We start from the raw sequence: 14,931 nt of genomic DNA on the forward strand, positions 1-14,931 counted from the left end.
GCTCCGCTCGCAATGACGGCGTCATTGGCCAGTTATCCTCGATGCGACGTCCGCAATCGCGCGCATCACCGCATTGCGCACGCCGGGATCGTAGAGCGTGTGACCGGCGCCTTCAACGACGCGAAGCTCGGCATCAGGCCACTTTGCCGCCAGCGCATGCGAGGTTGCGGGCGGGCACAAGAGATCATAGCGACCCTGTACGATGACGCCGGGAATACCCTTCAGCCTGTCGGCCTCGTCCAGAATCTGGTTCGGCCGCATGAAGCAATCATTGGCAAAGTAATGCGCTTCCATGAACGGCGTCGCGGGCAGGGGACCCGACGATTTGAGCGACGTCAGGTCGAGCCGCGTGCGCGAGGGCAAATGCTCCGACAGGATCCGTTCGGTATCGTGCCAGGCGCGCGCGAAGGGCGCATGCACCGCCGCATCGGGATCGAGAATGCGCCGCCAGTAGGTCTCCAGCGGCTGAGTGCGCTCGGCTTCCGGCAACAGGGTGATGAAATCCTCGCTGAGCCCGGGATAAAACTGCGGCAGCGTTTTCAGGAAAGCGCCATCGAGCTCGTCACGTGTGCCGAGGAAGGTCGCGCGCAGCACGATGCCCGACACGCGATCAGGATGGGCCTGCGCGTAAGCCAGAGCCAGCGTCGCGCCCCAGGAGCCACCGGCCACGATCCAGCGATCGAAGGAAAATTTTTCGCGGATCGTCTCCATGTCCGCGATCAGCGCTGCCGTCGTATTGTTCTCGCGGCGGCCCTTCGGGCGGCTGCGCCCCGCGCCGCGCTGATCGAACAGCACGGCGTGAAATCGCTCGGGATCGAACAGGCGGCGGTGATCGGGTTGGCAGCCGCTGCCGGGCCCGCCGTGCAGATAGACGGCGGGAATGCCGCCTTCGCGGCCGACGCTCTCCACATGAATGCTGTGGCCGTCGCTGACCGGCAAAAGCTCCGATGTCAGCGGCGCAAAGGGATCGGCGCGCTGTGCAATCGATTTGCCGGCGTCCGCATCAGGCCCCATCGTCGCTCGGCTCCGGCGTGCCACCCGCAAAATTGCGATAGATGAAGCGGTTGTGGTCGCCGGCGGCCTCTTCGGATGCGACCTTGAAAATCCGGTCGTGATGCGGCGACAGCGTGCAGGCCGGGTCCGTGTTGCCGGCATCGCCGGTCAGCGCGAAGGCCTGACAGCGGCAGCCGCCAAAATCGACCTCGCGGAATTCGCAACTCTTGCATGGCTCGGGCATCCACCCCGTTCCGCGATAGCGGTTGAACGCTTCCGAGTTTTGCCAGATCCAGGCGATCGAATGGTTGGAGCGCACGGATTCGAACTCGAGCCCCGTGATGCTCTCGGCCGCATGGCACGGCAAGATCTTGCCGGCCGGCGAGATATTGAAGAACTGCCGTCCCCAGCCGCCCATGCATTTCTTCGGCCGCAGCGCGTAGTAATCCGGCACGACATAGTCGATGGCGAGAACGCCTTTCAGCCGCGCTTGCGCATCCTCGACGATGCGGCTCGTTTCCTCGATCTGCTCCAGCGTCGGCATCAAGGCGGCGCGGTTCTTCAGCGCCCAGCCGTAATATTGCACGTTGGCGACTTCGAGCCGGTCGGCGTCGAGATCGACCGCCATCTGGATGATGTCGGAGAGCTGGTGCAGGTTCTGACGATGCATGACGGCGTTTACCGTCAATGGCAGTTCGAGCTCGCGCGTCCATTTCGCAACTTCGAGCTTCTTGGCGTGCCCCTTGAAGCCGGCGACGCGATCGGCCACCACAGGCTCGTTGCCCTGGAAGCTGATCTGCACGTGGCAGAGCCCGGCATCGCCAAGGGCTGCAAGTCTTTCGCGCGTCAGCAACACCGCTGATGTGATCAGGTTGGAATAAAGCCCGACATCGCTGGCATGCTGGATCAGTTCGACCAGGTCCTTGCGCGCGGTCGGCTCGCCGCCGGAAAAATGAATCTGCAACACGCCGATCTCGGCGAGCTCGGACAAGACCTTCTTCCATTCGTCCGTCGTGAGTTCGCTGCCGGCGCGGTCGAGTTCGACCGGGTTCGAGCAATATGGACATTGTAGCGGACAGCGGTGAGTCACTTCCGCGAGCACGGCGAGCGGAATGCCATACGTCTCAGCCGTGGAGCGGCGCGATTCCAGCGCCGCCAGCCCGTCGGCGGGATCGGTCACGGCCTGATTGGCATCGGTCAGCGTCGGACTCATGATCGTGGTCTCATGGCGCGTTCTCCCGTGCCTCGGTGAGAAAGCCCTTGTCGGCGAGGTCCTGCAGCATGGCGATCACGTCTGACGAGATCGCCTCGCGTGGCGCGGCATATTTGGCGGCGAGCTGATCGACCATCTCGGCGACGCTGCGCACGCCGTCGCAGAAATGCAACACTTCCACTGCGATCTCGTCGGGAGCGAGCACGCGCTCCGGCGCAAGGATCACCCAGACCTGGCGCGTCTCATCGAATTTCAGGCGGGTGTGGCGCGGCAGTTTCGGCCGGCTCGTTTCGCTGACGGTGATGTTGCGGCCCGATGCCATTGCGTTTCTCTACTTGCCTTCCCTCGGCACAAAGGCGCCCGGCGGAATATGGCCCTCGACATAGGCATGATACAGCGCATCCAACTGAACCCATAGCACGTTGGTCTTGAAGATCAGCGCGTTGCAGACCGCCGCGCGCTGTTCCGGCGTATGGGCATGCTTCTTGACGTAATCGAGCGCAAAGCCGGCATCGCGCGGCGCCTGGGTCAGGCGTCGGCTGAAATAGCTCATAATGTCCGGGTTCACGAAGTCATAGTGCGCCAGCATGCCGGAAATGCGCTCTTCATGCAGATTGGGCGCGAACAGTTCCGTCAGCGAGGAGGCGATGGCTTCCAGCGGGCTCTTGTCGCGCACGAAATGCACGTAGGCTTCGACCGCAAAGCGCGTTGCCGGCAGGATGCCCTCGGTGGATTCGACGTAGGCCGTATCCAGCCCAAGGCCTTCGGTCAGTTTCAGCCAGCGTTCGATGCCGCCTTCCGCACCCGTATCGCCGTCATGGTCCTCGATGCGATGCCGCCATTCCAGGCGGGTGTTGCGATCGCGGAAGCGCGAGATCACCACGGCATCCTTGATCGGGATCGTGCTCTGGTAATAGTAGCGGTTCAGCGCCCAGGCTTGCACCTGGCCCTTATTGAGCTTGCCGCCGTGCAGCAGCTTATGAAACGGGTGCAGGCTGTGATAGCGCGTCTCGCCGATGAAGCGCAGCGCAGCTTCGAGTTCCGCGGCGCCGTTCAGCATGGTCTTGGCCCCGAGCGATTGCGCAGTCATCCCTTCCAGCTTCACAGGATAATCTCCATTCCATCCGCCGGGATCTGCCATCCCGCCCGCTCGACCGCTTTGCGTTCCTCGGAATCGGGAAGCAGCGCCGGGTTCGAGTTGTTGATATGCAAGAATATCTTTCGTCCGATGCCAAGACTTTCAAGGGCTGCGATCGCGCCTTGTTCGCCCGACATCGAAATATGTCCCATGCTTCGCCCGGTCTTGGTGGCAAGGCCGGCCAGGATCATCTCGTCGTCCCGCCACACCGTGCCGTCGAAGAACACGAGGCTGGCTCCCTTCAGCCGCGATTTGAGATCGTCGGTCACTTCGGCGCAAGCGGCCAGAAAGTAGAAGAACTTGCCCGTCGCCTTGTCGCGGATGCGAAGGCCGAGCGTATCGCCCGCGGCCTTGGTCCCCTCGCGGCGCTCGCCTTCGAGGTACCACGCGCCCTTGCCGGTGACCTCAAAAGGCAGGATTTCAATGCCGGAGGACGACCCATCCGGAAGCGTCAGTTCGAACGCCTGATCGATCTCGATCGGCCGACGGTGCACGTTCTTTTCGCTCAGCACGTTGAAGACGCTGTTGGCCTTCAAGGTCGCGAGCACTTTTGGGTGCGCGTAGATCGTAAACGGCCAGCCTTCGCGCATCGACAACAGGCCTGCGATCGCATCGATCTCGCCGTTGGTCAGGATGACGCCTGAAACCGGCGAATGCCGAAGTTTGCCGGGGGCAGGGTGAAGCTGTGGCGCGTTGATCAATTGTTGGCGCAGATCCGGCGAAGCGTTGATCAGGAACCAATGGTCGCCGTCCGCGCTGATCGCGATTGACGCCTGCGTGCTTTGAAGTCCGGGATGGTCGGTTCGCGCCGCCTGACAGACCCGGCAGCCGCAATTCCACTGCGGAACGCCGCCACCCGCCGCGGCGCCCAGGACGACGACGCGCAACATGATCCGTCTCCTGGAATCCCTGAAACTTGGATGTCTGAGAGTTCGAGCTCTGAAAACTTAAAAGGTGGACGCGGGGTGACAAGCGCTCCCGGATGGGACGCATCACTCCCGGCGATCCACCTTGTTCAAGACGTAGTGTGATGCCGTCGCTTACTTGCGGGCGGCGCAGGCATACATGTTGATTTCCATGCCGACCGGCACTTCAACGATCTTCGGTGCTTTCCAGGCCATTTTGGCTCTCCTTAAGATGAAACCGGACGACTTCCGCCCTCCTGACAAGTTAGTACAGATCAAAAAGTTCGCCAGTGGAATCTTCTTGGCTTGCGGCCAGCCGAAAGAAATTGTTGCATTGCACAATCTTTTCGAAGATCCGTGACCGGGTTCCCGTCAAACCAATGACGCATCAATAGGTTCTTCTGGCGAGAATGTGCGTTGGGGATTGGCTGGTCCGCGCCGGCAAGTGCCAGATAAAGCAACTGTGAAAGACGGCGGGTCCGGCCTGCCGATATCCGACCCTCTAGCCGAAAACAGGTTCGATCATGCCGCGATACTTCTTCAATACGAGAATCGGCGACGAGGTGATCGCCGACCCCGAGGGCGAAGAATTGCGCAACCCTGATCGTGCCTGGGAAGTCGCCCGCGCCATGATCCACGAGCTCCTGAAAATCGAGGGCGTCGAGAGCCTCATGCGGGCCGTGCTTGAGGTGACGGACGATGAAGGCGAGATCGTGCTGGAGTTTCCCTTTGCCGAGGCCGTGCTGGACGACAGCGATGCGGATGACGACAACATATCCGTCACGAAGCATTGATAGGCGCCGGCGGGCCGGCCGGGTTCAGGACGGTTAAGGTGTCGCACCAGCGTCCGCTGGTCCCGCGACGCGCTTCCCGCAACCGCTTGAAAGATGTTTCTGATTGCGTCCGGGCTCGGAAATATTCCACACTATGGGATGAAGTCCACCGTCGGGGGCCAAGGGACTGCCTCGGGTTTGCCTCGCGCACGGATCGAAGACTTCCACAAAGGGAGAAGATTATGAGGATCAGTTCATCGGTGCCGCGCAGCCTGTTGCTGGCGGGCGCCTTCATCAGCATTTTCAGCTATGGCGCGGCCGCCCAGACGCCTGCGCCGGCCCAGCCGCTTCCCCCGGGTTCGCCGATGATCGGCCGTCCTGACAATGAAGCGGCACAAAAACTGGCTCCGCAGGTGGCTCCGCCGCTCGCAGCCGCGCCCGACAAGCTGCCGATGGACAAGCTGAAGACCGCGGCCGGCTTCAACCTCGAAGTCTATGCCGCCGGCATGCCGAATGCGCGCGAGATGGCGCTGGGCGACAAGGGCACCGTCTTCGTCGGCAGCCGCACGGTCGACAAGGTTTATGCCATCGTCAACAAGGACGGCAAACGCGAGGTCAAGATCATCGCTTCCGGCCTCTACCGGCCGAACGGCGTCGCCTTCAAGGACGGCACGCTCTACATCGCCGAGCTGTCGAAGGTGTCGAAGATCGAACACATCGAGGACAATCTCGACAATCCGCCGAAGCCGACGGTGGTCTACGACGACCTGCCAAAGGACGAAGCGCACGGCTGGAAGTTCATCGCCATCGGACCGGACAACAAGCTCTACGTTCCGGTCGGCCAGCCAGGCAACAACGTGCTGCATGACAAGGATCACGGCCAGATCCGCCGCATCAACCTCGACGGTTCGGGAGCGGAAGTGGTCGCCGTCGGCGTCCGCAACACGGTCGGCTTCGACTGGAATCCGGAAACCAAGCAGCTCTACTTCACCGACAACAGCCGCGACTGGTTCTCGGAAGACCTGCCGAACGACGAGCTCAACCGCGTCACCAAGGTCGGCGAGCACTTTGGCGCGCCCTATTGCTGGCAGGGCAACATTCCCGACACCGAATTCGGTTGGGGACATAAGTGCAGCGATTACACGCCGCCGGTCGGCCTGATGGGTCCGCACGCGGCGTCGCTCGGCATGCGCTTCTACACCGGCAAGATGTTCCCGGCGGCCTTCAAGAACCAGCCCATCATTGCACGCCACGGCTCGTGGAACCGGACCAACAAGTTCGGCGGTGACGTTGTCGTCGCGCACCTGAACAAGGACGGCACGGTCAAGAACATCGAGCCGATCGTCACCGGCTTCCTTCAGGACAACAAGTATGTCGGACGTCCGGTCGACGTGATGATGATGAAGGACGGTTCGATGCTCATTTCCGATGACTGGAATGGCGCGGTCTACCGTCTGAGCTACGGCAAGCAAAAGGTTGCCAACCAATAAAAGCTAGGATCGCAATCGGGGGCGACCGGACGGTTCGCCCCCGATTTTCTTTTTGGGGAACGGGTGATTCATCGATGCGAACAATAACAAGAATAATCGCAACGCTGGCGTTTGCTTCAATGGCCGGCTCAGTCAACGCGGCGGAAACGATTGAGCAACGGGCGGTGCAGTGTTTTGCCTGTCACGGCGAACACGGCCAATCCGAGATGGAAAACACGCCCTCGCTCGGCGGCCAGCAGGCGCCGTATGCGCTGATCCAGCTTTTCATGTTTCGCGAAAAGCTGCGCACCTTCGAGCCGATGAACGACATGGTGAAATCGTTCACCGACGACGACTTGCAGAAATTTTCCGACTTTGTCTCGAAACTGCCGAAGCCGCAGCCGCCGGCGGAAGCTGGCGATGCCGCGCGCATGCAGAAGGGGCAGGCGCTGGCGCAGCAACACCGCTGCAATTCCTGCCACAACGCCGATTTCTCGGGCAAGGAGAACGTGCCGCGCCTTGCCAACCAGCGCGAGGATTATCTCAACAAGACGCTCGGTGAGTACAAGGACAACACCCGGCACGGCTATGATGGCACCATGGCGGATGTGATGGGCGAGGTCACGAAGGACCAGATCCCGGATCTTGCCTATTACATCTCGCACCTTCGCTGATACAAAGGCCGACAAAGGGGCTGAACATGAAAGAACTCTGGCGCCTGCCGGCCGAAGAACTGGCCGGCCTGATCAGGTCGAAGCAGATTTCAGCCAGGGAGGCCGCGACGTCGGCGCTCGAGCGGCTTGATGCCGTCAACCCCGCGATCAATGCGGTGGTCGACCATCGCCCGGATGACGTGCTGTCGCAGGCGGCCGAGGTCGATGCGGCGATCGCGCGTGGTCAGGACCCGGGCCTGCTCGCGGGCGTCCCGGTGACGATCAAGGGCAATATCGACCAGGCCGGTTACGTCAATACCAATGGCCTGAGGATGCAGCGCGATCTCATTGCGCAGGACAACAGCCCGGTTGTCGACAATCTGCGCAAGGCCGGGGCCGTCATGCTCGGGCGCACCAATTGTCCGGCGTTCTGCTATCGCTGGTTCACTACCAATCTCGTCCACGGCAACACCAAAAATCCGCGCGATCCCTCGATCACGCCAGGCGGCTCGTCCGGCGGCGCGGGTGCTGCGGTCGCAGCCGGCATCGGCCATATCGCGCACGGCACCGATATCGCGGGCTCCATCCGTTACCCCGCTTATGCCAATGGCGTGCACGGCCTGCGCACCACAACGGGGCGCATTCCCGCCTACAATGCCGCGTTGCCCGAGCGCACCATTGGCCCGCAGATCGCGGCGGTCTCGGGACCGCTCGCACGCACCATTGGTGATTTGCGGATTTCGCTCGCGGCGATGTCGGCGCCGGATGTGCGCGATCCCTGGTATGTGCCGGCGCCGCTCGAAGGTCCAAGGACGCCCAAGCGCGCGGCGGTGTGCGTCAATCCCGACGGGCTCGATCCTGTGCCTGAGGTGAAGGCCGCGGTGGTCGATGCCGCCAGGCGGCTCGAACGCGCGGGGTGGACGGTCGAAGAAGTCACCTCGCTGCCGCCGCTGAAGGAAGCGGCCGAACATCAGACCAAACTCTGGCTCGGCGACAATTATGAAGGACAGCTCGCGGCAGCCGAGCGCGAGGGCGATCCAGGCGCGCTCGCTTGTCTGCGCGGTAACCGGTCGAAGGTCTATCCGTTCGATCATCTGACGCTGTCGAAAATTCTGACGCGCCGTGCAACGCTGGTCCGCGACTGGTCGCTGTTTTTGGAAAAATATCCGGTGCTCGTGATGCCGGTGTCCGGCGAATTGCCGTTCCCGGACGAACTCGACACCAAGGACGATGTGTCTTTCGCCCGTGTCTGGCACGCGCAACTGCCGCAGATCGCGATCCCCTTCATGGGCCTGCCGGGCCTGACGGTGACCACCTCCCTGGTCGGCCGCGTGCCGGTTGGCGTTCATGTCGTCGCCGGCCGCTACCGCGAGGATCTCTGCCTGCTCGCGGGCGAGGCGATCGAGGCTGGCGGGGTGCCGTCTTCGCCGGTCGATCCTTATAAGGGTTGAAGAGATGACTTCGATCTACGATTTTTCCGCCAAGTCGCTTGCCGGCGAAGACACCCCGATCAAGCGGTTCGAGGGCAAGGTGCTTCTGATCGTCAACACCGCGAGTGCTTGCGGCTTCACCCCGCAATACAAAGGCCTCGAAGCGCTGCAGCAGCAATATGGCGCGCGCGGCTTTTCCGTGCTCGGCTTTCCCTGCAACCAGTTCGGCCGGCAGGAGCCGGGCAGCGCTGCGGAGATCGGCGAATTTTGCACGTCGAACTATGCGGTCAGCTTTCCGATGTTCGACAAGATCGAGGTCAACGGCGATAACGCCCATCCGCTGTATCAATACCTTCGGCGTGAAAAAACCGGGCTGCTCGGTTCGGCGATCAAATGGAATTTCACCAAATTCCTGGTTGACCGTTCGGGCAAGGTGATCGGGCGCTACCCGCCGACCACGACGCCAGGGTCGCTCACTAGGGAAATCGAGGCATTGCTGTGAACGAGAACAACGAAACCGATCAATTGCCCGACCGGCTCTGCGTCGATCCCGAGAGCCCCTATTACAACGAGGCTGTTCTGGCGCGCGACGTCGGCATTCGTTTCAAGGGCATCGAGAAGAACAACGTCGAGGAATATTGCGTCAGCGAGGGCTGGATTCGCATCACCGCCGGCAACGCCAAAGACCGCTACGGCAATCCCCTGACCATCAAGGTGCATGGTCCGGTCGAACCGTATTTCCGGGACAAGAAGTGATAGGCGTTCTGTGGACGACCGCGGCGCCGTCATGCCCGGGCTTGACCCGGGCATCCACGACTTGCTTTGACGAAGCCAGACGTGGATGGCCGGGATAAACCCGGCCATGACGAACACTGGTTCTTAGAATCTCTCAAACAAAACCCACTCCGCGATAGCGCAATCGTCCCGCGATGGTAAGGCGACCGGCGCACGCGATAGGTCGTGCGGAATCGGGATTGGCGCAAGCGATGGACGAACTGAACGGACGCATGATTGCCTGCCAGCTTCTGATTGCCGGGCTGATTGCGCGCGTTGCCAATAATTCCCGGGACCCTTTGCAGTTTTTGACCGAATTTCGCGATGAGATGCGAGCGGTCGTGCAGGGCATCAATATTGCGGGCACGCAAAATTCCGAGCGGGCGCGCGAGATTGCAAAGCAGAGCGTCGACGAATTGTTCTCGCTGATGAAGCCGCCGAGTACGGATGAAGCGCACGCCGAATAACGCGTGGATGGTTCTTTCCTGCCAGCGCTCGGAAAGACTCTTAGAGCGATTTCAAATTCAAAATTAGAATCGATTTGATCTAGGAATATTCAAAGCCACCTCGTGTTGACCGCGAATTTGCCGGTCGATAGCAACCGTCATCGCTCTTGCAAGGAAGGCATGAGCCAAAAAGAATGATGGGGCACTCTGATGGGCACGGTGAGAGCACCGCGTTCGCTGCGCGCGAATGCGGCAATCAATTTCAACGGCGAAAGGCTGAACGGTCACTCCAGCGGCAAGGTTTCGGCCGTGGCGGGGCTTGTCGCCGTTGCATCATTCTCGGGCGCCGAAGCGCAGCAGACGAGCTTGCCTCCGGTCTCGGTCGATGCGCCGGTCGCGCGGCAAAAGCCAGCGGCGACCGCGCCAACGCCAGATCAGGTGAGGGCCCGCAACGCGCTGCGCCGTGCCGCGAGGCGCCAGCAACAACAGGCCAAGCCCGCGCCGGCGGCCGCTGCTCCGGCGCTCGCGGCGGATCGCGATCGTTATGCGGATCCGGCCGCGCCCTACAAGGGTGACCGTCTCCAGGCGTCGGGCAAGTTTCCCGAGCCGTTGCTCAACACGCCGAAGACGGTGACGGTGCTGACCAAGGACATCATCGAGGACAAGAACGCGACCACGCTCAAGCAGGCGATCCTGAGCACGGCCGGCGTCACGCTCGGCAGCGGCGAGGGCGGCAACGCCTTCGGCGACCGCTTCTTCATCCGCGGCTTCGATGCCCGCAACGACGTCTTCATCGACGGCGTGCGCGACTCCGGCGTCAGCGTGCGCGAGAATTTCTTCACCGAGCAGATCGAAATCCTGCGCGGCCCGGCGTCGTCCTTTGCCGGCCGCGGCACCACCGGCGGCGCCATCAACATCGTCACCAAGGAGGCGCAGACCGACAAGAGCTTCTACAACATGGATACGACGTTCGGCACCGACCAGACCAGGCGGATTCAGCTCGACATCAATCAGATGATCAGTCCGACCTTTGCCATGCGCGCCGGCGGCATGTTCCAGGATGCCGACGTGGCCGGCCGCAACAACACCACCGATGACCGCGATGGCGCGTTTGTCGCCACCAAGTGGACGCCGACCGATGCGATCAAGGTCACCACAGACTACATTCACACCGACCTGCACGGCATTCCCGATTTCGGCGTGCCGTATTACCGGCCCGGTTCGAACGGATCGAGCAGCCAGCAGTTCACCTCGACCGCGGGCGCGCCATACCCGGACATTGGCGTCAACCGCAATAATTTCTACGGCCTGGTCTATCGCGACTTTTTCCACGTCCAGCAGGACATCGGCACGGTCAACACTGAAGTCCACGTCACGCCCGATCTTGTCATCAGTGACAAGATGCGCGCCTCGCAGTCGCTCAACAGTTACGTCGGCACGCTGGCGGAAACGCCGATCGCGACCAGCCCGCCGACGAACGCGACGGTCACCGCCAACCCGCAAAGCCGTTACCAGCCGACGCAAGTGCTCGCCAACCAGACCGAGGCCACCTACAAGTTCGACGCCGGCGGTTTCAGGCATACGTTGCTCGACGGCGTCGAAGTTTCCCAGGAACGAACCTCGATCGACAAATATACGGGCCTCAGTTCGGAGACGGTTACCGGCAACCCGTTCACGGGCAGCGGGTCGTTGAGCGGGGTCAGCATTTACAATCCGCAGTTCACCGACACGCCGTTCAGCACGACGCCGGCGCTGATGGGAATGCCGACCAAGGTCCGGATCGACACGTCAAGCGTCTATGCGCTCGACTCGATCAACTACAACGACGTCCTGATCCTCAATGGCGGCGTCCGCTATGACGATTACCGCATCAACACGTCGGGCTGGGGCGCGCTCAGCGGCGTCTCGACTTTCGGCACGCAGGAGGCTGAATTCGGCCTGCCCAACTTCAATGTCGGCGTGACGATCAAGCCGTTGCCGAATGGCAGCGTCTATGCGGCCTATGCGACCTCGTCCGATCCGGTCGGCTCGGAATTCGACGGCACCAGCACCGCCTATGGCGGCCTGGCGCCGGTAGTGTCGGGCAATCCGAACCAGATCTTCGGACCGGAGAAGAACAAGGCGGCCGAAATCGGCACCAAATGGGAATTATTCAACCGCCATCTGTTACTGACCGCAGCGCTGTTCCAGACCACCAAGGACAACGCCCGCGAAGCGTTCAACGTCTCCTCGACCGCGAACCAGACGGCCTCATGTCCGTATCCGGCGGGGACGACAGGGAGCATTTCCTGCATCATCGCGGGTTCAGCCTATTACGTGCGCGGCATTGATCTCGGCGTCGGCGGCAAGATCACGGACAAGTGGAGCGTGTTCGGCGGTCTCGTGCTGATGCAATCTGCGGTGACGAAGTCGAACGTGCCGACGGCGAACATGCCGCAGCCGTTTCTGTACACGACCGACGTCGGACTGCCGCTCGCCAACGTCGCGCATCAATCGTTCAGCCTGCTCAATAAGTACCAGCTTGACGACATGTGGGAGATCGGCGGGCAGGCCGTCTATCGCTCAAAGGTCTATGGCGGCACGCTGCTCGCCGCCAACGAAGGCACCTCGATCCCGAGCTACTGGCGTTATGACGCCTTTGTCGAAGCCAAGATCGACAAGAACTGGAAGCTCAAGCTCTACGTCAACAACATCACCAACAAGCTCTATTACGACGCGCTCTATCAAAGCGGCACGCCGTTCGTATTGGAAGCGCCGGGACGCGCCGCCTATCTCGTGCTCTCGGCGCGGTACTGAGCCGATGCTGAGCTGCGTCGAGAACGTGTTGAGCAAGAATGAGGTGGCGGAGTTCCGCCGCCTCATGGACGAAAGCGCCTGGGAAGACGGCCGCTCGACTGCCGGCGCGCAGTCGGCGATGGTCAAGAGCAACGAGCAGTTGCCGCCGGACAGCGAGATCGCGCGCGAGCTCGGCAACCGCATCGTCTCGGCGCTGGCGTCCAATCCGCGCTTCATCTCGGCGGCGATCCCGCTGCAGATCTTTCCGCCGCTGTTCAATCGCTACCGGGCCGCGGACGGGCATCATTTCGGCATCCATGTCGACAACGCCGTGCGCGGCGATCGCCTCACGGGGTTGCGTATCCGCACCGATTTGTCGGTGACGCTGTTTCTGTCGGAGCCCGATGAATATGACGGCGGCGAGCTGGTCGTCGAAGACCTCTACGGTTCGCACGAGGTCAAGCTGCCGGCCGGCGACCTCGTGGTCTATCCGGCGTCGAGCCTGCATATGGTGACGCCGGTGACGCGGGGTGCGCGCGTCGCGTCGTTCTTCTGGCTGCAAAGCATGATCCGCGACGCCCATGCGCGGAGCTTGATTTTCGATCTTGATAACGCGATCCAGGCGCTGGTCGAGCGGCTCGGGCGCGACGATCCGGAAGTCGTCCGCCTGACCGGCGTCTATCACAACCTTATCCGTGTCTGGGCTGAGGTTTGATCTTTTATCAGGAATGCCGGCGCTTCTTATCCCTCCCCCTTGCGGGGAGGGTCGGCGCGTAGCGCCGGGGTGGGGGTATCCGAGCGGCATCTCGCGTTGTTGCGAAGGCTCCACTCTCCATGCGATGGAAGATGCATTACCAGCGACTGCCAAGCTCCCACCCGACCGGCCTTCGGCCGGCCACCCTCCCCACGCTGCGCGGGGGAAGGACCAGAGCAACGGTCATCGGCCGCTACGCCTGCTTCTGCAAGGCGACGATGTCGAGCAGCCGGCGGCCTTCGGCCTTGAGCAGCTTCTTCACGGCGCTCGACGCAACGATGGTGCCGTCGTTGGCATAGGCTTCGTGGTTCTTCTCGATGTCGTCGAGGCGATAGAGATAGTTGACCATGACGCCGGCGGACTCGCGCAGACCCTTGGGCGAGACGTCGCCGAGCCAGTTGATCCGTTCCAGCCGCGCACCGTTGCCGAGGTGGAAACGCGCCACCGAATCGATCAGTCGCCCCTTGGCCGTGCGTGCTTTCAGGAAATAATACGCGGCGAGCGTCTCGACGATAGGACGTAGCTGACCTTCCAACTCGGGATTGCGCCACCAATCGGGCTCGTCGAGATGTTTCAGGACGGGTCGCTCGTCCTCGGTGACGGGAAGGTAGGCCGTCGTTTTCAGCCATTTCGTGAAGCCCGGCACAGGCGACAGCGTCACGAAATTTTCAAGCTTCGGCAATTCGCGGCGCAACTCCTCGACCACCTGCTTGATCAGGAAATTGCCGAAGGAAATTCCGCCGAGGCCGCGCTGGGTGTTGGAGATCGAGTAGAACACGGCGGTGCGTGCACGTTCGACAGCGACCGGCTCACGGTCTTCCGCGAGCAGAGGCGCGATCGCATGGGGGATATCCTCCGTCAGCGCCACCTCAACGAAAATCAGCGGCTCGTCGACGAGGGCGGGATGAAAGAACGCGTAGCAGCGCCGGTCAACCGGATCGATGCGGCGGCGCAGATCGTTCCAGCCGCGGATTTCGTGTACCGCCTCATAGCGGATGATCTTTTCCAGAATGTTGGCGGGGGTCGACCAATCGATCCGGCGCAGCACGAGAAACCCTCTGTTGAACCATGAGGCCAAAAGATGCACGACGTCGCGGTCGAGCGCGGCGAGGTCCCTGGCGCTGGTCTCATCGCCGTTGCCGTTCTTGTCGCCGTTCATGAGGCTGAGCAGGTCGGCGCGCATGGCGACCAGGTCGGCGGTGCCGCCGGGTGCACGGTTCAGCCGCCGGATCAATTCCTGCCGCCGCGGCTCGGAAGCAAAGTGCAGCGCGCCGCCATTGCCGTCACCGGGCTCGGCCATCCAGGCTTCGATGGCCTTGTTGACCTTGTCCCGATCGGGGCCAAAATTGCGCGCCAGCGCCTGGAAGAAGGCAAGCTGCTCGGTGGCGTCGAGATCGTGATAGCGATCCAGAACTTCGCTGGCCATCGCGGTGCCGGACGCCTCGCCGCGGCCGGACAATACCGCCTCGCAGAGCGCAATCAGGCCTCCGGCGTCCTCCTTGCCGTCGTCCGGCTTGCCGCGGTGGAGCAGGGTGCGTCCGCGCTCCGAAATGGTTGCAAGCAGGTCGCTGAAGAAGGCGTTGGCCATCGTTGACCGATCGTATCTGT

Annotated in this window: 16 protein-coding genes; 9 read left to right on the forward strand and 7 right to left on the reverse strand. The window is 62.1% G+C overall.

The features are described 5' to 3' along the window. Window positions 1-21: 21 nt before the first annotated feature. From pip to pqqA, 6 genes are all read right to left on the reverse strand, one after another. Entirely contained in the window at window positions 22-1,014 is a 993-nt protein-coding gene (gene pip, locus VFB05_RS12250; RefSeq protein ID WP_325012605.1) for a prolyl aminopeptidase, read from the reverse strand. Then, the gene (gene pqqE / locus VFB05_RS12255; protein WP_325012607.1) at window positions 1,004-2,206 is read right to left on the reverse strand and encodes a pyrroloquinoline quinone biosynthesis protein PqqE; all 1,203 of its coding nucleotides are present in this window, start codon (window positions 2,204-2,206) and stop codon (window positions 1,004-1,006) included. The genes pip and pqqE overlap by 11 nt, the downstream gene beginning before the upstream one ends. 10 nt (window positions 2,207-2,216) lie before the next feature. Then, a complete protein-coding gene (gene pqqD / locus VFB05_RS12260) occupies window positions 2,217-2,528 on the reverse strand; it encodes a pyrroloquinoline quinone biosynthesis peptide chaperone PqqD (RefSeq protein ID WP_325012609.1) in 312 nt (103 codons plus the stop codon). 9 nt (window positions 2,529-2,537) lie between these two features. Beyond that, complete coding sequence (pqqC, locus tag VFB05_RS12265; protein WP_325012742.1) at window positions 2,538-3,296, reverse strand: pyrroloquinoline-quinone synthase PqqC; 759 nt, start codon at window positions 3,294-3,296, stop codon at window positions 2,538-2,540. 11 nt (window positions 3,297-3,307) lie between these two features. Next, window positions 3,308-4,234 carry a pyrroloquinoline quinone biosynthesis protein PqqB gene (gene pqqB, locus VFB05_RS12270; protein WP_325012611.1) on the reverse strand — a complete coding sequence of 309 codons (927 nt, stop codon included), beginning with the start codon at window positions 4,232-4,234 and terminating at the stop codon, window positions 3,308-3,310. 150 nt (window positions 4,235-4,384) lie between these two features. Further along, window positions 4,385-4,465, reverse strand: a complete 81-nt coding sequence (gene pqqA / locus VFB05_RS12275; RefSeq protein WP_012029362.1) for a pyrroloquinoline quinone precursor peptide PqqA — start codon at window positions 4,463-4,465, stop codon at window positions 4,385-4,387. A gap of 308 nt (window positions 4,466-4,773) precedes the next feature. Between pqqA and VFB05_RS12280 the strand changes: the two genes are divergently transcribed. From VFB05_RS12280 to VFB05_RS12320, 9 genes are all read left to right on the forward strand, one after another. Then, on the forward strand, window positions 4,774-5,043 hold the full coding sequence (locus VFB05_RS12280; RefSeq protein ID WP_325012613.1) for a DUF6894 family protein: 270 nt from the start codon (window positions 4,774-4,776) through the stop codon (window positions 5,041-5,043). A gap of 221 nt (window positions 5,044-5,264) precedes the next feature. Further along, on the forward strand, window positions 5,265-6,512 hold the full coding sequence (locus VFB05_RS12285; RefSeq protein ID WP_325012615.1) for a PQQ-dependent sugar dehydrogenase: 1,248 nt from the start codon (window positions 5,265-5,267) through the stop codon (window positions 6,510-6,512). Between the two features lie 119 nt (window positions 6,513-6,631). Further along, complete coding sequence (locus VFB05_RS12290; protein ID WP_325012617.1) at window positions 6,632-7,165, forward strand: c-type cytochrome; 534 nt, start codon at window positions 6,632-6,634, stop codon at window positions 7,163-7,165. 26 nt (window positions 7,166-7,191) lie between these two features. Continuing rightward, window positions 7,192-8,595: an amidase family protein gene (locus tag VFB05_RS12295; protein WP_325012619.1), complete on the forward strand. Its 1,404-nt coding sequence runs from the start codon at window positions 7,192-7,194 to the stop codon at window positions 8,593-8,595. Between the two features lie 4 nt (window positions 8,596-8,599). Then, window positions 8,600-9,076, forward strand: a complete 477-nt coding sequence (locus VFB05_RS12300; protein WP_325012621.1) for a glutathione peroxidase — start codon at window positions 8,600-8,602, stop codon at window positions 9,074-9,076. Beyond that, the gene (locus VFB05_RS12305) at window positions 9,073-9,330 is read left to right on the forward strand and encodes a DUF3297 family protein (RefSeq protein WP_325012622.1); all 258 of its coding nucleotides are present in this window, start codon (window positions 9,073-9,075) and stop codon (window positions 9,328-9,330) included. The genes VFB05_RS12300 and VFB05_RS12305 overlap by 4 nt, the downstream gene beginning before the upstream one ends. Window positions 9,331-9,560: 230 nt before the next feature. Beyond that, window positions 9,561-9,815 (forward strand): hypothetical protein, encoded by a 255-nt coding sequence (locus VFB05_RS12310; RefSeq protein ID WP_325012624.1) that lies wholly within the window; start codon window positions 9,561-9,563, stop codon window positions 9,813-9,815. Between the two features lie 189 nt (window positions 9,816-10,004). Then, on the forward strand, window positions 10,005-12,590 hold the full coding sequence (locus VFB05_RS12315) for a TonB-dependent receptor (protein ID WP_325012626.1): 2,586 nt from the start codon (window positions 10,005-10,007) through the stop codon (window positions 12,588-12,590). 4 nt (window positions 12,591-12,594) lie between these two features. After that, entirely contained in the window at window positions 12,595-13,284 is a 690-nt protein-coding gene (locus tag VFB05_RS12320; RefSeq protein WP_325012629.1) for a Fe2+-dependent dioxygenase, read from the forward strand. 232 nt (window positions 13,285-13,516) lie between these two features. Here the strand turns inward: VFB05_RS12320 and VFB05_RS12325 are convergent, their stop codons facing one another. After that, window positions 13,517-14,911 carry a malonyl-CoA decarboxylase gene (locus tag VFB05_RS12325; protein WP_325012631.1) on the reverse strand — a complete coding sequence of 465 codons (1,395 nt, stop codon included), beginning with the start codon at window positions 14,909-14,911 and terminating at the stop codon, window positions 13,517-13,519. Window positions 14,912-14,931 lie beyond the last annotated feature (20 nt).

The sequence above is a fragment of the Bradyrhizobium sp. genome, assembly GCF_035652035.1.
Classification (GTDB): domain Bacteria; phylum Pseudomonadota; class Alphaproteobacteria; order Rhizobiales; family Xanthobacteraceae; genus Bradyrhizobium.